This window comes from Paenibacillus oryziterrae (genome assembly GCF_042610485.1).
GTDB lineage: Bacteria > Bacillota > Bacilli > Paenibacillales > Paenibacillaceae > Paenibacillus_AQ.
Map to the genome: position 1 here is coordinate 1 of NZ_JBGJZO010000042.1, position 24,115 is coordinate 24,115.

Below are 24,115 nucleotides of genomic sequence, written 5' to 3' on the forward strand. Positions count from 1 at the left end.
AACTTCTTTTGTTCCATAAAAATGCTCCCCATACAGTAACAGGCTTTTATTATTTCACCTGTCTACTATATGGGGAGCATATCACAGCTGGACACCCTCTGTTTTTTATAAAGGATACTGGAAAGCTCACTTGTTAAGCCTATATAGGCTATATCTATCAAGGATATTGATATCAAATCTTGGACTCACTTCGGGCCTTGGCTTATAGTATGGAATAACTATGAAGTCAAAGGAGTCCTGAACCTTGATTCAGACCGTCGTATCCACTTTGATTCATGTGATCGTCCCTTTATCGATTCCTGTAACGGCGGGTGCGCTGCTAGGGCGCTTTAGAAATTGGGATACCAAGCCGCTGCTTACCCTGTATTTATATTTTTTGAGTCCGGCGATCCTATTTGATACCATGGCTACGGCTGAAATTTCTTATGATGATGTGTACAAGACCATTGCCTTTTCATTTCTGAATCTCTTTTTACTATGGCTGACTGCCGGGATTCTAGGGAGACTGCTCAAGCTGGAACCGGCTGAAGCGTCAGGCTTGATCTTGGTATCCACCTTTACGAACAGTGTGAATTACGGGCTACCGCTGGTGCTCTTGGCCTTTGGGCAGCTTGGGCTGGATAAAGCATCGGTTTATGTGATCGGTCAAATGGTCATTGTGAATACGATAGGCGTATATTTTGCAGCGAGGTCACAGTTCTCTGTCAAAAATGCGCTGAAGTCCGTATTTGCGCTGCCGGCAATCTATGCGGCACTGCTCGCTTTTCTTCTGAGGATGCTGCATGTGCAGGTGCCTGCTGAAATTGCCAGTGGTGTAGCGATGGCTGCCGGTGCTTATTCTCCGGTGGTGCTGGCCGTGTTGGGTGCGCAGATGGTTAAAGTGAGATCATCCCATACGCACAGCAGACTGAAGTCCGCGTTCTGGACAGGAATTGCCGTGCGGCTGATTCTGGCTCCATTCATTGCAGGTCTGGGATTGTTCCTATTGCATATCACCGGAACCTTATTCTCTGTACTGCTGATTCTGGCCTGCATGCCTGTGGCGGTGAACGCTGTGGTGCTGGCTGAACGGTTCGATGCGTCCCCGGAATTCGTATCCAGGTGCATCCTGTGGACGACAATGGCGTCTTTTATTGTATTACCCATCCTAATTGTGCTGGTGAACCACGCCTGAGGACAAAAGCTTAGAAGTCAAAGTTGTCCGGGTCCGGACCGACTCTGCGGTTCCGGTTCAAGCCATCTATTCGAGCCATATCTGTATCCGATAACCGGAAGTCGAACAACGCGGCATTACTGACAATCCGCTCTTCTTTGGTAGACTTAGGGATGGTAACAATCCCGCGCTGCAGGTCCCAGCGAAGAATGATCTGCGCTACGGATTTGTTGTATGTGGCGGCAATTTCCTTTAGTAAGGGGTGCTCCAGTAGCTCTCCCTGCATCAGCGGTGACCAGGCCTCCAGCTGAATGCCCTGCTCTTGGCAGAAGGTGTACAGCTCCTGCTGAGATAAGTACGGATGCAGCTCGACCTGATTAACCATCGGTTTGATTGCGGCATCCTCCAGGATGTCCTGCAGATGGTGAATCTGGAAGTTACTCACCCCGATGGCTTTGACCCGGCCTTCGGTATATAACGTTTCAAGTGCTCTCCAGGCTTCTTTGTATTTGCCCTTCACAGGCCAGTGGATCAGGTACAGATCCAGATAGTCCAGACCCAGTTTAGCAAGGCTGTCCTCATAGGCAGCAAGGGTGGACTCGTAACCCAAGTCGGCATTCCAGACCTTGGAGGTGACGAACAGGTTCTCTCTGGACAGGCTGTTCTCAGCCAGCGCTTCCCGGATGCCTTGTCCAACCCCGCGTTCGTTGCCGTATACAGCTGCAGTATCCACACTGCGGTATCCGTGCCGGATTGCCGATTTCACAGCCCGTACCAGCTCGTCGCCTTCTTCTACCTTAAATACGCCAAGTCCAAGCCAGGGCATCTTCACGCCGTTATGCAAGGTGGTTGTATCCTGTGAGTGCTGTGCTGTCATTTGTAAGTGTGTCATCATGCGTAACCTCCATCAAGTAAGTTGAAATAGGGTGTTGAATTAGTTAACATTCGAGAACATACAAAGGAAGTGAACCTTATGCAGGGAATAGTCACGATCAAGCCATACTCCAGCCAATATCAGGCCGGTGTTCTGGATTTAATTCTTCCGATCCAGCAGCAGGAATATAACATTCCTATCACTAGAGAGGAGCAGCCGGATCTGCTGCAGATTGAACAGTTTTATCAGCAAAATAAGGGCAATTTCTGGGTAGCGACCGTAGGAGAAACCGTGGTCGGTTCGATTGCTTTATTGGATATTCAGCAAGAACAGGCAGCTTTACGAAAAATGTTCGTGGCCAAAGACTTCAGAGGAAGTACATACGGAACCGCAAGGCAGCTTCTGGACAATGCTCTGGCGTGGGCCAGGGAACATGCGATTATGGAGATTTATCTGGGAACCACTGTGCAATTCACCACCGCCCACCGCTTTTACGAGAAACATAACTTCAAATCCATCTCACCGGAACAATTGCCTGAGCGCTTTCCGCGGATGCAGGTGGATACGGTATTTTACAAACGGCTGACTGCACACTAATTCCCGGACTCATTGCCTGTAGACCCCGCGTACCCTTTACGATACTGCTGCTTTGGCGTTCTTTAGCGTGGTTCCATCGCTTTTCTCCATAGCCCGGCTCCACGCCGTCAGAACGACAGCACCTAGAACCATGAGCGCTCCTACCCAAGTCGTATGAATCAGCCCGATGGAATCCGTGATCACACCCCCAAGATAAGCCCCAATGGCAATCCCCGCGTTAAAGGCGGCAATATTGACGGCCGAGGCCACATCTCTCGCCCCCGGTGCGAACCGGTCGGCCAGCATCACAACATACACCTGAAGTCCGGGAACATTCATAAACGCAAGTATGCCCATTAGGAAAATAGTAAGCAGGGCTGCGATCTTGAACGGAGCGGTGAACATAAAGAGTAATAATACCGTAGCTTGCAGCACGAACATATAGAATAGAGCCTTCATAGGGTCGCGGTTGGCGACTCTTCCTCCAATTACGTTACCGATAGCAATGGCAATTCCGTAGACTAGGAGAATAAGGGCGACTGTCTTATCCTCAAATCCGGTTATATCGTGGAGCAGGGGAGATAAATAAGTAAATACAACAAAGGTACCGCCATAACCGAGGGCTGTAATCGCGAATGCCAGCAGGAGGCGGCTGTTCGTCACCAGCTTCACCTGCTCACGCACCGGTGTCTTCGTTCCTTTGCGGAGGTTCGAAGGGACAAGAAAGATATTCGCAATGAAGGCCACGAGGCCAATAATGGCTATACCCACAAAAGCGGCGCGCCAGCCAAGCTGCTGACCCATGAACGTGCCAAACGGCACACCAGTGACCGTCGCTACCGTAAGGCCGGTGAACATCATGGCAATGGCGCTGGCCCGGCGGTTCTCAGGCACAAGATCGGCTGCAATCGTAGAAGCAATCGACATGAACAAACCGTGTGACAGTGAAGAAATGACCCGGGCAACCAGCAGCAGGGTTATTCCATTTGCGGTTGCCGCCAGGCTGTTGCCGACAATGAAGACGGCCATGATCGCTAGCAGCAGGGTTTTCCGGGAGATCCCGGTGGTCAAAGAGGTTAAGACGGGAGCCCCAAAGGTCACGCCTAAAGCATATAAAGTAACGGTTAATCCCGCAGTAGTTACGGATATGTGCAGGTTCTCAGCAATCAAAGGCAGAAGCCCCACGCTGATGAACTCGGTTGTTCCAATCGCAAAGGCGCTGACAGCCAAAGCTAGCAGCGCCAAGGTGCTGCGTTTATTGTCCAAAGACACATGTACCACTCCTGATCTGTTTATTTACCGGCCGGCAAGTGCTATTATGAATTAGACAGATCAAAAAGAATAGTACGTACTTAAAAGTACTATAGGTACCAAAAAGTACCCTTAAAGAGAAAGCAGGAGGACTAACCATGACCAAAAAGAAGTACAACATATCGGTAGAAGCGACGCTCGAAGTCATCGGGGGAAAGTGGAAGTGTGTGATTCTGTGCCATCTGCGACATGGTCGCATGCGGACCAGTGAATTAAAGCGGAATATGCCCGGAATCACGCAAAAGATGCTGACTCAGCAGCTCCGGGAACTGGAGCAGGACGGGATCGTCAACCGGATCAGCTATAATCAGGTTCCGCCCAAAGTGGAGTATGAACTTAGTGAATACGGGAACAGCCTGACCTCGATCCTGGACGCCTTATGCACTTGGGGAGAGAACCATATCATTAAAGAATATGGCGATAAATACGCGGTTTTGGAAGACAGTATTCTTAATCGCTGAGAGGTGCAACATTTGGAAGAGAATTCCGTCTGGAGAAAGGAGTACACAAACATACGAGGTGAATGAAATGAAGAAAATGATGAAGAACCTTGCTCTTTCTGGCACAGCCCTGCTGGCCCTTTCTTTTGCAGGACAAAGCTTTGCTGCCGCGGCTCCTTTTTCCGATGTGGCAAATAGTACAGCCAAGAACAAAATCGTGAGCTTGTACGATAAAGGTGTGATCAATGGAGTGGGGAACGGACAATTTAAGCCGAATGCTTCCATGACCGCTGCACAGGGAATACAACTGATTGTTAAAGCACTCGATCTGAACTTGGATCTGGTTCGTTTCATCAAAGAACCTAAAGCAACAGATTATTTCGCTAATGCCAATAATGATGCCTGGTACGCGAATACGCTGATTACGGCTGCCGTAAATAACATGGATCTGCCCGCTGATCTGGACCCCAATAAGGTATGGACACGCGAAGAATTTACCCACCAGCTGATTCTGGCGATGGAGTCGCACAGCAATCTTCCGATGATCAAAATTATTCCGGTTGAAATTGCCGATGTCTCTGAGTTCACCAATGGCTACGACGGTTCTATCCAACGCGCACTGGTTCTGGGCATTGCCAAACTGGACAGTAAGGGCAACTTCAAACCGGCAGGTCCGATCACTCGTGCCGACGCAGCGGAGATGACCTATAATGCTCTGGAGTACATCAAAGCACATCCCGCTCCGTCAGCAACCGAGTAATTGATATTAATCTGTTATTGTTCCGATAAGGCTTCAAGGAGTGCATCACCGTGTGTATTCACGCGGATGGAAGCGAACCGGGCTTTGGACTGAACCGCAAGCCCGGTGCCTTCCGGAACAAAATACGTCTCAATGCCGTAGTGGATGGTACCCCATCCGCTTATTTTCCCGTTCAGTACAACTTCTCCCTCTCGCAGGATATCCCCGCTATGAAATACACGGTCAAACACATATACACCCTTCTCATCCGGAACGACGACCACCTTTATCTTGCGCTTTCCTTGATACGATTCTAAGTCTGCGGCCGCGGATTCCGGCGGAGTGGAGATGCTGTAATTCAGAACAACATAATCTCCTTGCAGTAAAGACCTGGGATCAAGCGGTTCAATCTCAAGTTTGAGCGTTGTGCCTGTAGTTAATAAGGTTTCACTTTGAGCCACATAAACACCCAGATACCCGAATTGAAGGAGAATTACGATAGTGATCAGTATGAAGTTGTGACCAAGTAACCCGCCTTGTTCTTCATGACTGCCTGCTGCTGCATTTCTCCGGGCAAGCATATAGCTGACAGTAATGACAATAAGGCCAAGCAGCGCCAGCGTAACCGATTTATGCAGGAGAGACCAGAAGATATCGTAATATTTGTAGGCTAGGAAGGCGAACCAGAAAGCTAGGCTGAGTCCGGCTTCGAAATCTTGCTCTTTGCGCTGAAAGGTGAACACCAGCAGCGAAAGACCGGCAAACACAAGGATATTGAACAGTTCATAGGAATGAGGGAAGATGTCACTGAAGAAGGTCAGCCAGAACAGAAACAGCTGCGTGAAGAACAGTGCAGTCCTGCCTACACGCCGCTGAAGGTTCACTGGAAACCGGAAGTGCAGGCTGTATATTGCAGCATTAAGCACTGCGAGCAGAAGGATGATATAGGTAGATCCGTGTTCAACCATTTCAAGCCGCTTGAGGACTTGGAACAGGATGACGGCAATATTGAGATTGAGCAGAGCATAGGTGAGTGGGCTTCCTTCCAGCCGAATCCAGCCTGCCGCAGACAGCAGAATGAAGAGGATGGACAGAATCGGATTATCGATCCATACCAGCGAAATCAAACCGGTAATATAACCGATAGTAAGGAGGGTATATCTTACGACAGGATTAAACCGTGGCAGCAGGATCATAGGAATGACAAAGAGCAATGCCAGCACATATAAGAAGTATTGGGGATTATCCCATACCAGGATCACGAAGCCAATCAGTGAAATGCTGCCGATAATAACTCCAAGAATAGTTACAATGACAGAGACCACTCTGCCCACCATCATGTTGCGGTGTTCTCCGGCGTGTTCCTCCGGGGCGGCTTCCGTATCTTCAACGGTTTGATCGTGTTCGCCAAGCTTATGGAGTATACGGAAGAACCATATATTCCCCGCAAGCAGCAAGGCAACAAACATCAGTCCAAAGAAGAAGAAGGAGATCGAGGCATGCCGGACAGCAAGCTCGATGAATTTCATAACGGCAAAAGCTGAGGCGGCCAAGGCATTAAGTGAGAGAAGGGGCTTGTTCAGCCGGACCCGGATGAAATAGAAGAAGCCTCCTGCTATAAAAGCCAGGCACAGCAGGTTCATCCACATGTAATAGGTCTCATAAATCCAGGAATTGGTTAATGTCAGCAAGGATATATGGAACAAGATAAAGCTGAGATATTTAAGCGGAGCCGACTGTATACGGTTCATCTCTAAGAGGGCAAACAGCATTAGATTGATGCCGGCAAAAATGAATCCGATGATAAGAAGCTCATTTTCGTTATGAATCACAGTCAGCGAGGATGGGAAAAAATAAAGCCAGAGCGCAAGGTGAGCCAGTGCATAGGTGAGCACATACAGCGGATTGTACCGGGTAATCAGGGACAACAACAAGGCAGGAACGGCCCAAACCAGAAATATCATATAGCTGTCGGCATGAGAGTTGTAGATTTGGTGAAGTAGTGCTACAGCCGCACCGAAGGAGATGCATCCTCCGAGGAGAAATACATTGGACAGGAAGCTGTGCAGGGTGGGCATGTAGCGAAGCCGCGAGAACACAAAGGCTGTAGCGTAGAACAGCAGCACCAGTCCCGCCGAAAGAATGATTTTGTCACTCCGGTCAAGTCCACCCCAGTTCGCCGCGAAAAAATAGATGATTGCTGCCAGAACCAATGATACGCCAAGAATCAAGCCTGTTCGTGCACCATTCAATCGAAGCATTGGCCCACCTTCCTTTAGCTATCCGTTTGTAATTTCCGACCTCGTAAGCTTGATGAAATCCTCCACAAGAGGGTTTGCTTTTCCCGTTTGCTGATAGAGATACTCAGCCTCCAAGAGATGCTGTAGCGCCATTTCCTTGCTGAAATCCTTGATCTCTCTGGCATAGTAGATATGATTCATGAAATCGCCAGGATCGTCTTGCATTGCGCTTCCAAGCAGTTTAATATTCCGCAGTGCCTTCTGATTCTTGTTAACAAGCTTAGGATCGTATCCATCATGGTACAAGCGAATCGGCAGGGAGATCCGTTTGCCCGCTACACCGGTTAAGGTAAGCTGTTCGTGGATTTTTCTTTCAAACCGTATTTCTTTACCCCGGAAAAGACGAGCCATTCCCTGAGAATATACGCCGATCACTTCATTATCAGCAATATTGATACACTCCACGTCGATTACGATATTTTCAGTACCATCTTCTGCCGCCTGCTTACACAAATCCCGCAAGTTCTTTGCATCCTCAGGATGCAGGAATTCATCGGCGTCGATAACGAATTTCCAATCATATGTGGTTTTAGATAATGAGAAATTACGCGCTGCAGAGAAATCACCGATCCATTCAAAATGATGCACCTGTACATTCATATTATGTGTCACATTAAATTCTTTGATTAAATTCACTGTATTATCCGTAGATCCGGTATCTACGATTACAATTTCATCGACAGCATCCACCAGGCTGTTTAAACATCTTAAGATACTTCGTGATTCATCTTTAACAATCATTGAAGCTGAGATCACAATAATTTCCCCCTATTGTCAAGCTTATTTACGCTATTTGAGCCTCTTTTATTCCTGCATATTACCCCGTCTTGTCCCCTAAGTAAAGTCATTTACCACCTAAAAGATAAATAAATACCGGTGTGCCAGTAGCCCCGATAAATACCTGCCCCGCAGCTGATACCGGCCCGATAAACCTGATCAGTAGAAGCTTATTCTCACTATGAATGACTGTCTCCGGGCGTCTTCTACAAGTAGAAATGGATTAAAATTCTCCTTGTAACGACTGGACATAGCGTGTAATATATACAAAGTATTCGACGACAATCTACATATAACTCATATAATCTTGGGAATATGGCCCATAAGTTTCTACCGGATAACCACTGAAATTATCCGACTATGAGTGAAATAGCGCATCTAGGGTTCCGCTTCTTTGCCACATCCGGCAGGGAAGGTCAGGACCGAGCGTTGCGGGCACATTATTTGTGTTACACCACCAAGGGACAAAAACCCAGAAGGACAGATTCACTTGAGAGAAACAACTCCAGTGAATCTGTCCTTCTTTTTTTTTTCACAAAAAAGGAGCGATCAAGGTCAATCATGGAAGAACTGAAACAGCGCATTAGACAAGAAGGGTTAATCCTATCCGATACTGTACTCAAGGTGGATTCCTTTCTAAATCATCAGGTGGATACCGAGCTGGCACTGGCTATCGGTCAGGAATTCAAGGGCATCTTCGCACATCGGCACATTACTAAAGTGCTAACGATTGAAGCAAGCGGTATTCAGTTTGCGATGGCCGTGGCTATTGCTCTGGGTGTACCGTTCATCTATGCCAAGAAAAAGAAAGTACTCACGCTGGCTGAAGAAGTATACTCCGCGCCAGTTCACTCGTTCACCAGGGATGAGCATTATCAGATCAGTGTTTCACGCAAATATCTTGGAGCTGAGGATCATGTCCTGATCGTGGATGATTTCCTGGCTACAGGGGCGGCACTTGTGGGCCTCGTAGATATCGTGAAGGAGTCTGGAGCGACGCTGGCTGGAGTGGGTTGTGTCATTGAGAAGAGCTTCCAGGAAGGCCGGGGCCTGCTGGAGAAGAAGGGCGTCGAAGTTCATACGCTGGCGCGGATTGCCTCCATGTCACCGGGCGAAGTGCATTTTATAGAAGAAGAATATACTAATCAACGTATTGAGGAGCGTGCAGCAGGATGTTAAGTAAACAAAAGATATTTGCTCTAGGACTTCAGCATGTACTGGCCATGTATGCCGGTGCGGTTATCGTACCTTTGATCGTGGGCGGAGCCTTGAAACTTAATGGTACGCAAATGGCATACCTTATCGCCGCCGATCTGTTCACCTGCGGACTGGCAACGCTGCTCCAGGTTATGGGCTCCAAATATTTCGGCAGCGGACTGCCGGTTATTCTTGGATGTACCTTTACTGCGGTAGGGCCAATTATTGCGATCGCTTCATCTTCCAATCTGGCTACAGCATATGGAGCTATTATACTCTCCGGTGTATTTGTTGTTCTGGCTGCTCCTCTTTATGGCAAGCTGCTTAAATTCTTTCCGACGGTTGTTACCGGATCGGTGGTTACGATTATCGGCCTTTCCCTCATCCCTGTGGCGATGAACAATGTTGCCGGCGGCCAAGGTAGCCCTGATTTCGGACAGCCCCGCAACCTGCTGCTGGCTCTGATCACACTGCTTGTCATTCTTGCAGTGAACCGTCTGGGCAAAGGTTTCCTCCGGTCGGTGTCTGTACTTGTAGGGTTAGTAGTGGGTACCGTAATTGCTTACGCTATGGGAATGGTCCATTTCTCCTCCGTAGGAGAGGCTTCATGGGTGAGCATAGCCCAGCCGTTCTACTTCGGTACACCTCAGTTTAATATTACCGCAGTGATCACGATGATTATCGTTAATATTGTTAGTATGGTAGAGTCCACTGGTGTTTATTTCGCCGTAGGAAGAGCCACAGAGCAAAAGGTAGAGCAGAAGCAAATCGTTAACGGACTGCGTTCTGAGGGACTCGCGATTATGCTGGGCGGGATCTTCAACGCCTTCCCGTACACTGCATTCTCGCAGAATGTCGGCTTGATCTCCTTGACGCGAGTGAAGACACGTAATGTTATTTTTGCAGCCGGTGGAATCATGGTTGTACTTGGCCTGCTACCGAAGCTCGCTGCACTGACCACGGTAGTACCGAATGCAGTACTTGGCGGTGCGATGATTGTAATGTTCGGCTCTGTTGCCGCATCGGGGATGTCGATTCTGTCCGAGGTTGATCTGCGTAAGGACGGCAATCTGCTGATTGCAGCCTGCAGCATCGCAGTTGGCCTGGGCTCGGCTACCCTTCCGTCCATGTTCGATCAACTGCCTGAATTCGCCAGAATGCTGCTGCAGAACGGCATCGTGTCCGGTTCTTTAACGGCAATCATCCTGAATGTCTTTTTATCTAAAACCCAGGAGAAGGCGATTCCTGCTACAACACAGGAAGTGTCATCAGTACAATAAGAGTATCCTGCGAACAGCTAAATATTGGTTAGGAGAGGAGCAGACCCGAAGGGGGCTGCTCTTTTTCGTAATACAAGAAAGTATCAGTTCCACATTATCCTTTATCCTTGTATGTTCACGAGAAAGAGGTACCGCCCGTGTAAGGACGGCGCAGATGTTTCTTCTCATAATAATTTAGAATTTCAGAGGTACTTCCTGTCATTGCGTTTCATAAGCTCAGGTTATATTCTATTATGGGAAGGTTTGACAATGCAGGGTTTTGACTTGAAACGTTACGTCAGGAATCACGTATCAGAATCATAACTGATATAGGGAAGGGTTGATTTGAAGTGGATAGTGGTATGAGTGTCATTTTGTTTGAGAAGATGCCGGACGGCGAGCTTCGGGTGATTGAAGAGCGTATATGGAATATGAATATGGTCACCGCTTTGGAGCATGTTAACTACTTAGTGGTCGGCGGCCGGGAATTCGAGACAGTAGAAGGCAGACTCAATGTGGACGAAGGCAAACTAGAGCTTCTTCTTGTGCCCATGCGGCATGCGGAATAGAAGACAGAAGAGAGGAGGATAATCTCTTGGCAAACGATGAGAAAGCAAAAGAACAGACAGTTTCTAAATTATTCACCCCGGATGGGAAGCCGCTCCGTGTATTATCGACTTCACTTGGTATTGCACTCCTCGCAAATGCGCTGATGATTCCAGGATCTCCGGCTGCGAGTGCAAGCGCTGCAGATGAACCGCAGCTTGTGTCCTGGTCCACGGAAGAAGTTAAGGCGTACTTTGATAAAAATGTGGACTGGAATATCCCGTATCCGGAAGAGGGTGCGGCGGAAGCGGTACCTACTGAGCAGCCGGGGGTTCAAACCTCAAATGGAACAACGGTGATTAACCATTACGGCGGCTATAACTCCGGCTTCGGCTGGGATGATCTGCTGCTATACCACATGCTCTTTAACAGTGGTTCCATCTATTCATCGAGAGGATGGTATGACAATCACCGCGGTTACTATGCCGGTACTCAAAGATCCTATAAGCCTGCTAATTACAGCAGTGATAAATTTCAGAATAAGACGGTTCCCGGATCGGTCGTCAAACCGAAAACATCAACTTCTTCAACCGGCTCCATTACCCGGCGCGGAACATCGTCCAAGACCGGCGGCATCGGCGGCACATCCAGCGGACTCGGCAGCTCGAAGTCTAGTACGGGTTCGACATCAAGCTCCAAATCGAGTACAGGTTCCAAATCCAGTACAGGCTCCAAATCGAGTACAGGCTCCAAATCAAGCTCAGGTAAAAGCGGTTTTGGCGGATGAGTGACCGCAAAAGCATTCTGCAGTTTATAGATCATACCCATCTTCAGCGTGCCGAACGTGTAGAGCAGCTTCACAAGCTTGGATTCACCTGGGCAGATCTGGAGGATGAAGAGTACTGGCTGGACGGCATTGTCGTGATGCCCGGGGATACTTACCAAGAGCTGGAGGAGGCTTCATCCCGGCTGTGGTCTGTACTCGATCGTGCCGCGAGGTATGTCCACCGCAAGCATGATTTGTATGAGTTAATCGGCATTCCGCCTATCCTGTGGGAGATGCTGGATGTGTGTCCAATCCCTCCAGAGGGATTGATCAGTCGGTATGCGCGGTTTGACTTTGCCCTTTCGGATAACGGTACCATCAAGCTGCTTGAGCTTAACGCGGATACTCCAACCGGTTATGTGGAGGCTTCCATTGCTACACCCTGGATATGCCGCGAAGCGGGGATTACCAGCCCGAATGCTGACATGAAGGATCATCTTGCTGCCGCCTGGCAGGAGGAGCGTCCGGACACGGCAGCCTGCGTAGCCTATGGCACTCATCAGGAGGATTCCGGAACGATAGAAGCGCTGGTCCGCCATAGCGGCCTTGAAATGCGGTGTGTCGATTGCCTGGAGCTTTGGGTTGATGAAGGCACGGTAAAAGATAGTGAGGATCGGGTGATTGAGCGGATGTTCGCCTTATACCCGAAGGAATGGATGGCTGTTGATGAAGGCGGCGATGCGCTGGCCTATGCGATAGAAACGGGTAGGCTGCAGATTTTTAACTCCCCTCATAGCATCATCCTGCAATCCAAAGGTCTTTTGGCTGCGGTTTGGGGGATGTATGAACTGGGCCTCCTGTTTAATGAAGAAGAGCGTGAAGCTATCGCCAAATATGTTCTGCCTACTTATAATAAACCGGTATTCTCCGGAAATTTCGTCTCTAAATCTATGTTCGGCCGTGAAGGCGGTTCCGTACGTCTGTTTGGTAATAGCGGAGAGCTGGAGATTGAGGATGAAGACGGGTATGACAGCAGTGAGCTGTTCCCTACAGTGTATCAAAAGAGAGCTGAGCTTGGTGTGATTCAAACGGCAGAGGGTGAATTCCATCTGCTGACCGGCATGTTTGTAATCAATGGGAAGCCCTGCGGGATGCTAGGACGCGCCGGTGGACTGATTACAGGTAATGCCAGCCATTTTATTGCGTTGGGAGTGAGATAATTGTCAGTTAACAGGGATAGAAAAGAGTTCTCAAATGCTGTATTCCGCAAGATTTCTTCCGGGCGCACCCTTGGTCTAATGATCATTATGGCTGCCCTGCTGCTCCTGAGCGCATGCTCGAATAATCCGGACAGCGTATTTACGAGCCCTGCGGCAGAAACGACAGATAGCGTTGCCAAGGTGCCTTGGGATTATCGCGTGGTTGAGGGTACGGTGGGTGATTTAATTGGTAGTGACATGACGCTGCTGCCTGACAATGAGCTGCTGCCGAATGACGGAAATTATGCCACAGGTGATAAAGTGTGGGCGCTGCAGTTTATGGACGCCGAGCTGACCACGGACGAGAATGGACGAAATGATATTCGTCTGTCCGCATGGACTACGCTCAAGTCTTATGCAGACCAGGATACGGCAGCTAAGGATCTGACGAATCTTAAAGTATCCGTCACTACCGATGTCGATGTCGTAGGTGTGTACAAAACGAAATATCAAGGCAAGACCAGAAATTTCGCCGTCATCGAGCTGCCCTCCGGCAACCGGGTGAAGCAACCGATCGACGATAAGCGCTATAGCGCGCTGGAGAAGGTTAAAACAACCTCCGTTATCTTGGAGGAAGTACATGATTTCGCCGACTATGATTCGGCTTATGCGAAATTTCGGGGGTGGGCTAAGTGACGATTGTAATTAATTTGGCGGTAAGTGTTATTGTGATCATCCTGCTGCAAATCCTGGGCATGGTTATTTTTAGCCTGATGACCCCATTCCGGGACATGGAAGAACTGAAGAACGGCAATGTGGCAGTGGCACTGGCTCTGGGAGGCAAATTCCTGGCCACAGCAATTATTCTGGGAGTGGCTGCTTACACTAACACATCCATCTGGTTTATGATTATTTGGTTTACTGTAGGGTACTTGTGCCTGGTGGCGGTATATTGGATCTTCGAGCTCCTTACGCCTGGATTTACGATTTCAGAGCATCTCCAGAAGGGGAATGTGGCAGTAGGGACCATGTTGTGTATGGTATTTATCGGAATGGCCTTTGCGATCAGCAGCCTGATTATCTAAACTACGCTCCTTACAGATCCAAACCTAGGGCTGCCCTCTTGAACTCGAGCGGCAGCCTTTTATCCAAGGAGGGTGACTTGTGCATTTTTTGCTTAGGGTAACGACCAAAATGATGAAGTTCAGCAAGAAAACGATCGGACTCATTATTCTTCTATTTATTTTGATAAGCGCTACCATTGCTTATTTACTGGAGCCTACTACGTTCAGCACCTGGTTTAATGCCTTATATTGGGTCATGACAACCATGGCTACGGTAGGTTACGGCGACTTTTTTGCCAAATCAGTAGCCGGCAAAATCTTCACCATGTTCTTGTATATATTCGGTATTGGCTTGCTGAGTTTAGTTATCGGTAAGGTGATCGATTCTATCGCCGGGATTCAAAGACAGAGAGGGGCGGGAGCGTTGAGCTTTCGGAGCAGGGACCATGTCATATTAATTAACTGGAACAAAAAAGCACAGGCAGCAGTGGATGAGATCCTCTGTTATTCGCCCAAATGTCATATTGTGATATTGGATGAATCCGGCCGGCATCCGCTTGAGGAGATGGAGCAGGTTCATTTCATCAGCGGAGACCCTTCTTCCGACTCGATTCTCGTTAAAGCCAATATTCAGGAAGCCCGGGCGGCGATTGTGTTTGGGGATACGCGGATTGATGAAACTGCACTTATTGACGGCAAGTCACTACTAATTGCTTCAAGCATTGAGCGGATTGCTCCGCATGTCCACACGACAGTAGAAATCATGCAGGAGCAGAATATCCAGAATTTCCGTCATGTGCGGGTCAATGAATTCATTCTGTCACATGACGCCATCTCCCGTCTCGCCGTACGGGCTGCGCTGCAGGAGGGTAACTCAGAGGTTATTTCGCAACTGCTTAGCCGTCAGCATGGCGATGATATTTATGAGGTGCCGGTAAGAAGTGCTTGGAGGACCTATGGCGAAGCCTTTCAGGACTTACTTAGCCAAGGGGCTACACTGCTTTCGGATCGTAATGATCTGGGGATTAACCGGAAGTTGAACGAATCTATCCCCACAGATGCCCGGCTATATATTATTGCCGATGAACAGACGTACAAGAAGATTGCAGGTAAATAGCGAAGACGGGTAACGGGTGTCCTAAGTCCACAGGAAATGTGGCGGGACACCCGTTTATTTTATTTGGAGAAAGGCAATAATCAGTCATGGAAATATTACAGAATATATTCAGCCTGAAATGCGGGCAACCGATATCATTAAATAATAACGAAAATTGAGATAAGTAGAAACGTCAGAGGTGATCGTTTGATACGAAAGCGAATAGCCGGAGGGATTGTTCTTGCGGTCATTGTGTTGGGTTTGATTTATCTTAAGGGTGGAAATATCCATGAAGTTTCTCCTGCCGAAAGCTCGCTCCTTAGGCCCTCTCCCTCTTTTGGGAGTAGAACAGATGTAATGGAGAAGGAGCGACAGCTTGCTGCATTCATTACCGGCCGGATGACCGGTCCCTACGGTGTATATACGAATAGGATTGACACGGATCAGTCAGGAATTAATGCTAGCGGGCACGAGGTGCTAAGTGAGTCTGCCTCTATCATGATGAGGTATGCGGCTCTCGCAGGTGAGAAAGAACTGTTCGATAAGCATTGGCAGCTGGCGAAGGATACCTTCAATATGCAGGGAAGCTTCAGCTACCGGTATAGTCCCATCAATGGGAAGAAATACCCCGTTAATGCGGCAGTGGATGATCTTCGCCTGATTAGGGCTCTATATGAAGCCGGAGAAGCGTTTAAAGACTCTTCTTACATGGAGGAAGCTGATCAATATGGCGAAAGATTTTATAACAATAATGTAAAAAATGGATACATGTATGACCTCTATGATGAAAATTACAAAGTTAATAACAAATGGATTACTTTGTGTTATATTAATTTAAGTACATTGCGAAATTTGTCGATTAATAGCAGCGAAAAGTTGGTTTTGGTAGGCAATATGCAGAAAATCGCAGAGAACGGCTACCTTTCAGACGCTTTTCCCTTTTACGAAACAAGGTTTAACGTGGAGACTGGACAATATAGCTCAGAAGATATCAATACGCTGGAATCGCTCCTGACGATATGGAATCTAGCGGAAATCGGAGCAGAGAAGTCTTCCAGTATCCGCTATATCAAAGCGCAGGTCCGTGAAGGAACATTATACGGGAAGTATACTCGGGACGGTGTGCCGTTGAATTCGATCCAATCTACGGCAATCTATGCTGCAGCAGCGATGATCGGTGCGGAGATTGGGGACGAGGAACTCTACCTAAATAGCATGGAAAGAATGAATCAATTTAGGATTGTAGACAAGACAAGTGTTCTCTACGGCGGATTTGGCGATGCCGGGAGTGGTCAGGCGTATTCCTTTGATAATTTAATGGCTCTGTTGGCCTACAAATATTAAGCATCAACTGAAATGATCAACAAGAAGGTGACTCCGCATGATTAACAACACGATGATTAAACAACTAGGACAGGAAACGGCGGTCACTTACCGGAATCGTTTCAAACCTTCCTTACTCGCGGCGATTGGTGTGCTCATGGTGACCTTTATTGCATTATTCACTGCACCTTATGTTGGCATGGCGGATAACGGGGACTTTTTCCGTATCATCTACAGCAACGGACTATATTTTAATAGCCCGCATTATGATGACCAGTATTTCGGATATTTTGTGAGACAGTATGGCATCTATCAATATTTTAACGAGAATGGCGCGACTCTGAATTCTTCACAGTCGCTGTTTATCAAGCTGGCAATTGGACTTAACAAGCTGCTGTTCAGCAGGGAAGTGTTTGATATCCGGTTCCAGGCGGCTATCTATACCTTGTTATATGTGCTTGCGGTCTATCTGCTGATTGAAGCGATCACGTGGAAGATGCCGCGGAGACCGGGGATTATTATCGCTGTGACGGCGATTTTTATATTCGGAGATACAGGCTATACCGCGTATTTTAATTCCTTTTACAGTGAGAGCGTTGTGATGATTATGATGATCTTCGTATTCGCCTCATGGCTGCTCTTGTGCCGGAAAAGGTATAACGATTATCTGCTTCTGTTCCTGTTTGTGGCAGGCAGTATCCTACTTACTGCCTCGAAGCAGCAGAATGCGCCGGTAGGAATCATCATTGCCTGTCTTTCATTGACGCTCTTATGGGTGCGGAAGGATAAGGTGTTCCGGCTGTTAACCCTGGGAGCTATGGGTCTGCTGCTGTTTACGGGTATCGCTGTTTATCAGAATATCTCGAAAGAATTCGTGAATATTAACCAGTATCATAGCATGACCCGTGGAGTGTTGAAGGAATCAGCTAATCCCGAAACTGCTTTGAAGGCCTTTGGCATCAATGAGCAATATGCGATTCTAAATGGCAGCATCTATTATGAGCAGTATGGGACTGTCGATCTCAATTCACAGCGTATGGAAGACGAGTTCTATAACAAATTCGGCTTTTTATCGATTCTTCAGTATTATGTCACCCATCCGGCACAGTTTGGAAGCATTCTGAATGAAGCTGCCAAGAGTGCATTCACCATTAAACCTGCAGCGATGGGGAATTATGAAGAGTCTTCCGGCAAAGCTTTCCGGGAACAGAGCCACTTTTTCACGTTATACAGTTTGTTAAAGGAGAAGCTGGCACCCAAAACCTTTGGGTTCATTGTTCTCTGGATGGTTGCCATTATCGGTATATACTTACCGTCATTTATCCGGCAGGTGAGGTCGGCTAATTTCAGAGGGATGCAACAAATGGTCCTGATCCTAACGACGATGGCTGTCGGTCTTTCCGGGATTCTGGTCTCCATCATCGGTGCCGGGGATGCCGATATCTCCAAGCATGAATTCCTGTTCACGCTGTCCTTCGATCTGGTTACATTTTTAGCCTTGTCCGGCTGGATCAGCCGCTGGTTTAAGGGGAGTGAACTTCCCGAAGCACCGGATATTACTGATTCATACCAGGGAGGGCACAAAGGTGTTAGCGCATGATGAGAAAGGCGATACAACTGCTGCTGCTCTGTTGTCTGCTGCTGGCACCCGTGACATCTGCTTGTGCGGCGGAAGCTGCACCGCAGGTGCTGCTGCTGTATGACAGCCTCGCCAAAGGAGGGTCAAGAGAGGGTAACATACCGGAAATGCAGCGGCTTCTGGCTGCATTTGGCGTCAAGGTTACTCTGCAGAGTCTTGATAAATATCAAGACGGGATGATGAAAGAATATGATCATGTGATTACGATCATGAACAGTCCCGAGGTTACTGTGGTAAGCGAACCTTATCTGCAGGATTGGAAGCTCTACAAAGGGCAATATCTGCATATTGGCTATCAGTTTCCGTCGTCTGTAGCTCTTCAACTGCATACGAGGACAGATGCCGTGGGTTCTAAAAATATAAAGATCGCCATAGGAGAGTTGTCTTCGAACTATTTCCGGGCACAGGACATGCTCTTGCTCACCTCTTGGGATGCTAAAGCTCAAAGGTATGGATATGTCACTTTGGAGAGCAGTAAGGAAACTGTGCCCTATGCCGTCAGCAATGGAGAATACACCTATGTTCCATATCTGGAGGCCGGCAATGGCAGTGTCCTGGCGATGACTTATGTGCTGAAAGATTGGCTGGCGGCCCCGGACATACCCCAGACCTATCTGGTGATCAGGGAGGTATATCCCTTCTCTGACCTGGAGCTGCTGGAGACCATGGCCGACCGGCTATATGCTTTGGGGATTCCGTTTGTTGTCAGTGCCCGTCCTGTATTCAGCAATACGGACTATCCGGCAATGAAGCGTTATCTGGAAGCTCTGAAGGCCGTGCAAGCCCATAACGGGAGTATCATTATCAACGCGCCGGCGGTAATGTTCTCCACCTCTTCCGGCGAAGAAGCCCTGCGCGAGAAAATGGCGGGTTTTATCTCCGTGCTGGCGGAGAATGGTATTGCACCGCTTGGCATCGGAGCAGAGATGTATTGGTCCTATGATACTCGGTATGCTGCAGCCGGAATGGGGTTCTTCAATTCTGCCGTACTTTTCCCGGATGAGAAAGTGATGGCTATGGAGCCGAGTAATACCTCGGCCCTCTTTGAGTCCTCCTTATATAGTCTTCCGGAAGATCGGGTACAGGAAATGCAGGGGGAAGACAAAGTCATGCCTGCTTATCCGCTGAATACAGCGATTACGGTGAAATTTCCGGACAATCAGGCGGGGATGGAGGAAGTGCTCCATCGGCTGGAGGGGTACTGGATTTCTTTTGCCGATTATAAACAGGGGTACCATGAGACCGTCTCAGGTGACAACCGCATTACTTCCTCCAATGGTGTTATTACTATTAATGGTCAGGCGCTTACGATCCAGCATGCTCCAGGAACCGTTGATGACAGCTACCAGTACACGGCGGAATCCCCACAGAGCTTCGCCAGATTGTTTAGTGTGCAGAACCGTTTTTTTATCGCAGTCATTCTGCTGTCGCTGCTGCTTTTTGGCGGGTTGTTCTCTGTGGGTTACCGGCTGCACCGGAAGAAGTATCTGAAATGAACCGGAGGAAATCATCATGACAATCGCAGATATTCTGATGGTCATTGCCGTTATATGCATCTGGTCGCTGCTGCTGGTAAATGTAGCGCTTATTATAGCCGGATATCTGTATTACATTAAGTCGGAAGGCGAAGAAGTTCCCGAAATTCAGGGGGAGTACCCCTTTGTCTCTATCATGGTTCCTGCCCACAATGAAGGAATGGTGATCAGCCAGACGGTTGAGGCGCTGCTTGACTTTGATTATCCGCATGACCGGTACGAGGTTATTGTCATTAATGACAACTCGTCGGATAACAGCGCAGAGCTGCTATCGAACATCCAGGAACGGTATCCCGATCGCAACCTGGTGGTCATCAATACAGATCATGTGACTGGCGGAAAAGGAAAGTCCAACGCACTCAATATCGGGTATTCCGTCAGCCGGGGAGAGCTTCTTGCGATTTATGATGCTGATAATACCCCGGAGAAACCGGCCCTTCGCTACCTTGTGTCTGAAATAACCAATGATCCCGGACTTGGGGCGGTCATCGGCAAATTCCGGACCCGAAACCGTGATGCAAGCCTGCTGACAAGGTTCATAAATATTGAGACCCTGTCTTTTCAATGGATGGCCCAGGCGGGGCGCTGGAAGCTGTTCAAGCTGTGTACCATCCCCGGAACGAATTTTATTATGCGCAGAACGATTGTGGAGAGGATCGGGGGCTGGGACACTAAAGCTATTGCGGAGGATACAGAGATCAGCTTCCGTATCTACATGCTGGGCTACCAGATCAAATTTCAGCCAAAGGCCGTCACCTGGGAACAGGAGCCGCAGACACTGCAGGTGTGGTTCAAGCAGCGGACGCGCTGGGCCAAGGGCAATATTTATGTCATCGTGAAAAATATCCCGCTGCTCTTCGATCGTTCCGCTGTTCGCATCCGGTTCGATATAATTTATTTCCTGTCCATCTATTTCTTGCTGCTGACGTCGCTTGTGACTTCAGATGTACTGCTTATTCTGCATGCTCTTGGCTATGTGCACACAACCATCGCCGGACTCAGCAGCTTTCTGTGGCTGTTGGCCATTGTTTTGTTCATCGTAGGAACCTTTATTACACTGACGACAGAAAAAGGCGAGATGAACCTGTCCAACGTCTGGATGATCATTCTCATGTATATCTCTTATTGCCAGCTATGGATGATTGTCGCAGCTTATGGGCTTTATAACTATATGAAAGACCTTATTCTTAAGCGTGAAGCGAAATGGTACAAGACCGAACGATATTAAGGCATCACCGGAAGTCTAACCCAAACTACAGGAGAAGCATCTATGAGAAAACAACAGTGGGTGGTGTGGCTGCTTTGTCTGCTTTTACTGATTTCCCGTCAGCATATGGCTGCGGCTCTCCCGGTGAGTACCGAGCGATATGAGACATCCTTCTCGGATACGGGGACTTCGTTATCGGGGACAGGCGTTACCCGGCAATATTTTCAGATTATGGATTATTGGAATGTCGAGAGTGTGAACGTGCGGCTTCATTTTCAAATCTCGCAAATTACGGAGGATGACATATCGAGCCTTACCCTGAGCTTGAACGGCAATCCGTTCTATACCTTCAGGCCTTCCCTGCACAATAATGGGGAGCAGCAGCTTACCATCCCTGCCCCTAAAGGTTTTCTAAAGGATGGGACCAATACACTGTCGCTGCAGGGGCTCCTGCGCTCCAGTAATAATGAAGAATTCTGTTCACTTCAGGATACTCCTGACCAGTGGCTCCATCTTTATAACACTTCGGGTGTTAGCGTGGCTTACAACGCCAAACCGCTGACAGGGGGAATCGCAGATTTCTCCAGCAGATTTACCGGAATTGACACGGTTCAGGAGAATGGCAGCATTCTGACGGTAGCTGAGAACAGCGGCAGTGCTGAGATGGAAGCTGCGGTCTACGCTTTGTCCGGCTTTGCGGCTTCAAATACACTTAATGACACGACCATCCCGCTGCTTCCTTATAGAGGTGAGAACCTGAAGGATAAGAAGGCCGTTGTGCTTGTGTCGCTGTACAACCATCTCCCAAACGGGTTGAAGCCGCTGCTAAGTACGAAAGAGGACTTGTCGAGCCATGCAATCATCCAGTTGGTGAATATGGATAACCGTCCTACGCTTGTGGTTACCTCCGAGGATGAAAGTCTGCTGATTAAGGCGGGAAGATTTATTGCCAACCGGGAGCTGGTGGGGCAGTTGAAGAGTGACCTCAAAGTTGTTGACGACACGACGGGGACCTCTTCGCCTCCGCTCCAGATCAGCTCCAATGTAACCTTCACCGAAACAGGAGACAAGCTTACGGGGCCATATCACCAGGAGCAGATCTACTTTGTCTCCTTACCATCCAACCGTTCCATTGCAGAAGCGGGAAGAATCAGTCTGGATTTCCGCTATGCGGAGAATCTGGATTTTGACCGTTCGCTGGTTACAGTGAGCATTAATGATATTCCGCTAGGCAGCAAAAAGCTAACCGCGGAGCTTGCGAACGGGGATCAGTTGAATGTGCCCATTCCACAGAACCTCGATATTTCCGGGAATTTCACCGTGAAGATCGGGTTTGATCTGGAGCTCAAGGGAGCCTACTGTGCACCTGACAAAGATCAAATGCCTTGGGCCTATATCGACAAGAGCTCTATGATGAAGCTGAATACAAAAGATCGTACCGATCTGCTGCTCACCAACTATCCATATCCTTTTCTGCGAGATGGCATATACAGCCAGGTGGCCGTGGTTCTGCCGCAGGTGAAGGACCGCTATACGTATCAGAGCTTGTCCAATGTATTCAATCTGCTGGGGGAATATGCTGCCGTGAATACAGGGGATGTTCATTTTTATGATGATACGGTGGATACTGAGCGGCTGAAGAATAACAATATTATTGCTATCGGGACATTTCAGGATAACAAATTGATCCGTGATTATAATGACCAGCTATACTTCAAGTTTAATGATGCTGGTACCCGTATGGAGTCCAATGAGAAGATGAGCATCGACGAAGGGTATGGCGCAGAAATCGGTACGCTGCAGTTGATTGAATCGCCGTTTCAGAACAGTCTGGCTCTGTTGGCGGTCACAGGCATCCACACTGAGCAGACCTATCTGGCATCTAAGCTGCTGGCTACTGAGAAAGACCGGTGGAAGGTATTCGGAGATGGCGTAGTCACCGACAAGGACGGGAATATAAATGCCTTCCGTTTCAAAATCATTACCGGGGGCGAGCAGCCTTCCGTGGTGAATGAAATCATGAATCGTCCCGATGTGCTGGGTTTCGTCGCTGCTGTGGTATCTACTTTATTCCTGGTTGTGCTATCACTGATACTGCTGCTCCGCAAACATCTGAAGAAGCGTGGTGATAAACGTGGGACGTAACCGCAGCTGGGTATCCGATGCCGCCTTTCTCTTCTTCTTTGTCTTGATCTACATCTCGGTCGTGTATATATCCGGAAATCCTGATCAGTATGTCCAGAATATTATTATCATGAATATTGCATGTCTGCTGGCCATCGTTACGTATTTCACGAATGTAACGGCGGGTCTTGTTTTGAATCTTGTCTTTATCTTCACTTACGGGTTCTTTATCGTGTACCAGACGGTGTCCCGAGGAGAATCCATTGGGGTGAATACGTATTTCTGGCTGATCGTTACTCCGCTTCTGACGGTTGTGGTCTGGATGTTTACGTATATGAGCCGTGAGCTTCAAATGGAGAACGACCGTCTGCACAAGCAGAACCTGAATCTGGCTGCAGTGGACGAGAATACTGATCTGCGGAACAGCCTGTCCTTCCAGAAGGATGCCACCATATTCACTGGAATTTCGCTGCGGTATCAAATTCCCTTAACTCTGCTTGTGGTAAAGGTGAAGTATTGGAATGAAATCCGCCGGCTGATTCCGGAGGAGCAGTTGGGAGAGGCTATTTATGATGTATCCCAGCTCAATCAGTCGAGTATCCGTACCAATGATGCCCTGTACCTGCTGGATAAAGAAGATGCGACCTGGGGGCTGCTGCTGTTCACGGATCAGGAGGGTGCCAAAATTGTTATTGAACGGATAAAGCTCAAGCTGAAGGAGCTGAATGATTCCGGTTTTACGGAAAAATACAGAGTCAGCCTCGGCCTCAAAATTGGTGCGGTGCAATACAGCCCGGACACGATTGAGAATCCGCTGGATTTCATTGTGCAGGCCAAAAAGCAGCTGGAGTATGATGTCTAGCCTCTAAATACGCTTTACCAAGAAAAAGACACTCCACAGCAGATGGTCAAGACCCCATTTAGTAGACATTGAAAAAAGACCTAGGCTACAAGCTGATTCCTGTACTCAACAGGAGTCAGCTTGTTTAG

The 24,115-nt window shown here is 48.3% G+C and carries 22 protein-coding genes and 1 riboswitch; of the genes, 18 read left to right on the forward strand and 4 right to left on the reverse strand.

The features are described 5' to 3' along the window. Positions 1 to 244: 244 nt before the first annotated feature. Complete coding sequence (locus ACAN55_RS23610) at positions 245 to 1,174, forward strand: AEC family transporter (RefSeq protein ID WP_379138882.1); 930 nt, start codon at positions 245 to 247, stop codon at positions 1,172 to 1,174. 10 nt (positions 1,175 to 1,184) lie between these two features. Here the strand turns inward: ACAN55_RS23610 and ACAN55_RS23615 are convergent, their stop codons facing one another. After that, complete coding sequence (locus ACAN55_RS23615; RefSeq protein WP_379138885.1) at positions 1,185 to 2,048, reverse strand: aldo/keto reductase; 864 nt, start codon at positions 2,046 to 2,048, stop codon at positions 1,185 to 1,187. A gap of 78 nt (positions 2,049 to 2,126) precedes the next feature. Here ACAN55_RS23615 and ACAN55_RS23620 point away from each other — a divergent pair, with 78 nt between their 5' ends. Further along, entirely contained in the window at positions 2,127 to 2,624 is a 498-nt protein-coding gene (locus ACAN55_RS23620) for a GNAT family N-acetyltransferase (protein WP_379138887.1), read from the forward strand. A 36-nt stretch (positions 2,625 to 2,660) separates the two neighbouring features. Here the strand turns inward: ACAN55_RS23620 and ACAN55_RS23625 are convergent, their stop codons facing one another. Further along, complete coding sequence (locus tag ACAN55_RS23625; RefSeq protein WP_379138890.1) at positions 2,661 to 3,875, reverse strand: MFS transporter; 1,215 nt, start codon at positions 3,873 to 3,875, stop codon at positions 2,661 to 2,663. A gap of 137 nt (positions 3,876 to 4,012) precedes the next feature. Here ACAN55_RS23625 and ACAN55_RS23630 point away from each other — a divergent pair, with 137 nt between their 5' ends. Both ACAN55_RS23630 and ACAN55_RS23635 read left to right on the forward strand, forming a co-directional pair. Next, a complete protein-coding gene (locus tag ACAN55_RS23630) occupies positions 4,013 to 4,375 on the forward strand; it encodes a winged helix-turn-helix transcriptional regulator (RefSeq protein ID WP_379138893.1) in 363 nt (120 codons plus the stop codon). A gap of 67 nt (positions 4,376 to 4,442) precedes the next feature. Then, a complete protein-coding gene (locus tag ACAN55_RS23635) occupies positions 4,443 to 5,114 on the forward strand; it encodes an S-layer homology domain-containing protein (protein ID WP_379138896.1) in 672 nt (223 codons plus the stop codon). Between the two features lie 14 nt (positions 5,115 to 5,128). Here ACAN55_RS23635 and ACAN55_RS23640 read toward each other — a convergent pair whose 3' ends face one another. Together ACAN55_RS23640 and ACAN55_RS23645 are read right to left on the reverse strand one after the other, a co-directional pair. Continuing rightward, positions 5,129 to 7,354, reverse strand: a complete 2,226-nt coding sequence (locus ACAN55_RS23640; RefSeq protein WP_379138899.1) for a GDYXXLXY domain-containing protein — start codon at positions 7,352 to 7,354, stop codon at positions 5,129 to 5,131. Between the two features lie 18 nt (positions 7,355 to 7,372). Next, complete coding sequence (locus tag ACAN55_RS23645; protein WP_379138902.1) at positions 7,373 to 8,134, reverse strand: glycosyltransferase family 2 protein; 762 nt, start codon at positions 8,132 to 8,134, stop codon at positions 7,373 to 7,375. Between the two features lie 313 nt (positions 8,135 to 8,447). Further along, positions 8,448 to 8,551, forward strand: a riboswitch (purine riboswitch). A gap of 180 nt (positions 8,552 to 8,731) precedes the next feature. Here ACAN55_RS23645 and ACAN55_RS23650 point away from each other — a divergent pair. From ACAN55_RS23650 to ACAN55_RS23715, 14 genes are all read left to right on the forward strand, one after another. Further along, positions 8,732 to 9,349: a xanthine phosphoribosyltransferase gene (locus tag ACAN55_RS23650; RefSeq protein WP_379138905.1), complete on the forward strand. Its 618-nt coding sequence runs from the start codon at positions 8,732 to 8,734 to the stop codon at positions 9,347 to 9,349. Then, positions 9,343 to 10,647 carry a nucleobase:cation symporter-2 family protein gene (locus ACAN55_RS23655; protein WP_379138908.1) on the forward strand — a complete coding sequence of 435 codons (1,305 nt, stop codon included), beginning with the start codon at positions 9,343 to 9,345 and terminating at the stop codon, positions 10,645 to 10,647. The genes ACAN55_RS23650 and ACAN55_RS23655 overlap by 7 nt, the downstream gene beginning before the upstream one ends. A gap of 341 nt (positions 10,648 to 10,988) precedes the next feature. After that, entirely contained in the window at positions 10,989 to 11,195 is a 207-nt protein-coding gene (locus ACAN55_RS23660) for a hypothetical protein (protein ID WP_379138911.1), read from the forward strand. Between the two features lie 26 nt (positions 11,196 to 11,221). Then, entirely contained in the window at positions 11,222 to 11,959 is a 738-nt protein-coding gene (locus tag ACAN55_RS23665; protein WP_379138914.1) for a hypothetical protein, read from the forward strand. Continuing rightward, positions 11,956 to 13,158: a glutathionylspermidine synthase family protein gene (locus ACAN55_RS23670; protein WP_379138917.1), complete on the forward strand. Its 1,203-nt coding sequence runs from the start codon at positions 11,956 to 11,958 to the stop codon at positions 13,156 to 13,158. Before ACAN55_RS23665 ends, ACAN55_RS23670 begins: the two co-directional genes overlap by 4 nt. A 78-nt stretch (positions 13,159 to 13,236) precedes the next feature. Then, positions 13,237 to 13,833 (forward strand): signal peptide protein, encoded by a 597-nt coding sequence (locus ACAN55_RS23675; protein WP_379138945.1) that lies wholly within the window; start codon positions 13,237 to 13,239, stop codon positions 13,831 to 13,833. Further along, positions 13,830 to 14,222, forward strand: a complete 393-nt coding sequence (locus ACAN55_RS23680) for a DUF350 domain-containing protein (RefSeq protein WP_379138921.1) — start codon at positions 13,830 to 13,832, stop codon at positions 14,220 to 14,222. The genes ACAN55_RS23675 and ACAN55_RS23680 overlap by 4 nt, the downstream gene beginning before the upstream one ends. A 79-nt stretch (positions 14,223 to 14,301) precedes the next feature. Continuing rightward, positions 14,302 to 15,318, forward strand: a complete 1,017-nt coding sequence (locus tag ACAN55_RS23685; protein WP_379138924.1) for a potassium channel family protein — start codon at positions 14,302 to 14,304, stop codon at positions 15,316 to 15,318. Between the two features lie 336 nt (positions 15,319 to 15,654). Further along, the gene (locus ACAN55_RS23690) at positions 15,655 to 16,641 is read left to right on the forward strand and encodes a hypothetical protein (RefSeq protein WP_379138927.1); all 987 of its coding nucleotides are present in this window, start codon (positions 15,655 to 15,657) and stop codon (positions 16,639 to 16,641) included. A gap of 37 nt (positions 16,642 to 16,678) precedes the next feature. Continuing rightward, the gene (gene wsfD / locus ACAN55_RS23695) at positions 16,679 to 18,220 is read left to right on the forward strand and encodes a glycan biosynthesis hexose transferase WsfD (protein ID WP_379138930.1); all 1,542 of its coding nucleotides are present in this window, start codon (positions 16,679 to 16,681) and stop codon (positions 18,218 to 18,220) included. Then, positions 18,220 to 19,755 carry a hypothetical protein gene (locus ACAN55_RS23700; RefSeq protein ID WP_379138933.1) on the forward strand — a complete coding sequence of 512 codons (1,536 nt, stop codon included), beginning with the start codon at positions 18,220 to 18,222 and terminating at the stop codon, positions 19,753 to 19,755. Before wsfD ends, ACAN55_RS23700 begins: the two co-directional genes overlap by 1 nt. Positions 19,756 to 19,771: 16 nt before the next feature. Continuing rightward, the gene (locus ACAN55_RS23705) at positions 19,772 to 21,022 is read left to right on the forward strand and encodes a glycosyltransferase family 2 protein (protein WP_379138936.1); all 1,251 of its coding nucleotides are present in this window, start codon (positions 19,772 to 19,774) and stop codon (positions 21,020 to 21,022) included. A 42-nt stretch (positions 21,023 to 21,064) separates the two neighbouring features. Then, a complete protein-coding gene (locus ACAN55_RS23710; RefSeq protein ID WP_379138939.1) occupies positions 21,065 to 23,146 on the forward strand; it encodes a cellulose biosynthesis cyclic di-GMP-binding regulatory protein BcsB in 2,082 nt (693 codons plus the stop codon). Next, on the forward strand, positions 23,124 to 23,987 hold the full coding sequence (locus tag ACAN55_RS23715; protein WP_379138942.1) for a diguanylate cyclase domain-containing protein: 864 nt from the start codon (positions 23,124 to 23,126) through the stop codon (positions 23,985 to 23,987). Before ACAN55_RS23710 ends, ACAN55_RS23715 begins: the two co-directional genes overlap by 23 nt. Positions 23,988 to 24,115: the final 128 nt, after the last annotated feature.

Bases quoted from the DNA above. Each gene is read 5' to 3' on its own strand.
- ACAN55_RS23690 (WP_379138927.1), top strand. From the start codon at position 15,655: ATGGAGAAGGAGCGACAGCTTGCTGCATTCATTACCGGCCGGATGACC.
- ACAN55_RS23620 (WP_379138887.1), top strand. From the start codon at position 2,127: ATGCAGGGAATAGTCACGATCAAGCCATACTCCAGCCAATATCAGGCC.
- ACAN55_RS23645 (WP_379138902.1), bottom strand. From the start codon at position 8,134: ATGATTGTTAAAGATGAATCACGAAGTATCTTAAGATGTTTAAACAGC.
- ACAN55_RS23670 (WP_379138917.1), top strand. From the start codon at position 11,956: ATGAGTGACCGCAAAAGCATTCTGCAGTTTATAGATCATACCCATCTT.
- ACAN55_RS23660 (WP_379138911.1), top strand. From the start codon at position 10,989: ATGAGTGTCATTTTGTTTGAGAAGATGCCGGACGGCGAGCTTCGGGTG.
- ACAN55_RS23650 (WP_379138905.1), top strand. From the start codon at position 8,732: ATGGAAGAACTGAAACAGCGCATTAGACAAGAAGGGTTAATCCTATCC.
- ACAN55_RS23675 (WP_379138945.1), top strand. From the start codon at position 13,237: ATGATCATTATGGCTGCCCTGCTGCTCCTGAGCGCATGCTCGAATAAT.
- wsfD (WP_379138930.1), top strand. From the start codon at position 16,679: ATGATTAACAACACGATGATTAAACAACTAGGACAGGAAACGGCGGTC.
- ACAN55_RS23705 (WP_379138936.1), top strand. From the start codon at position 19,772: ATGACAATCGCAGATATTCTGATGGTCATTGCCGTTATATGCATCTGG.
- ACAN55_RS23640 (WP_379138899.1), bottom strand. From the start codon at position 7,354: ATGCTTCGATTGAATGGTGCACGAACAGGCTTGATTCTTGGCGTATCA.
- ACAN55_RS23655 (WP_379138908.1), top strand. From the start codon at position 9,343: ATGTTAAGTAAACAAAAGATATTTGCTCTAGGACTTCAGCATGTACTG.
- ACAN55_RS23635 (WP_379138896.1), top strand. From the start codon at position 4,443: ATGAAGAAAATGATGAAGAACCTTGCTCTTTCTGGCACAGCCCTGCTG.
- ACAN55_RS23615 (WP_379138885.1), bottom strand. From the start codon at position 2,048: ATGATGACACACTTACAAATGACAGCACAGCACTCACAGGATACAACC.
- ACAN55_RS23630 (WP_379138893.1), top strand. From the start codon at position 4,013: ATGACCAAAAAGAAGTACAACATATCGGTAGAAGCGACGCTCGAAGTC.
- ACAN55_RS23700 (WP_379138933.1), top strand. From the start codon at position 18,220: ATGAGAAAGGCGATACAACTGCTGCTGCTCTGTTGTCTGCTGCTGGCA.
- ACAN55_RS23710 (WP_379138939.1), top strand. From the start codon at position 21,065: ATGAGAAAACAACAGTGGGTGGTGTGGCTGCTTTGTCTGCTTTTACTG.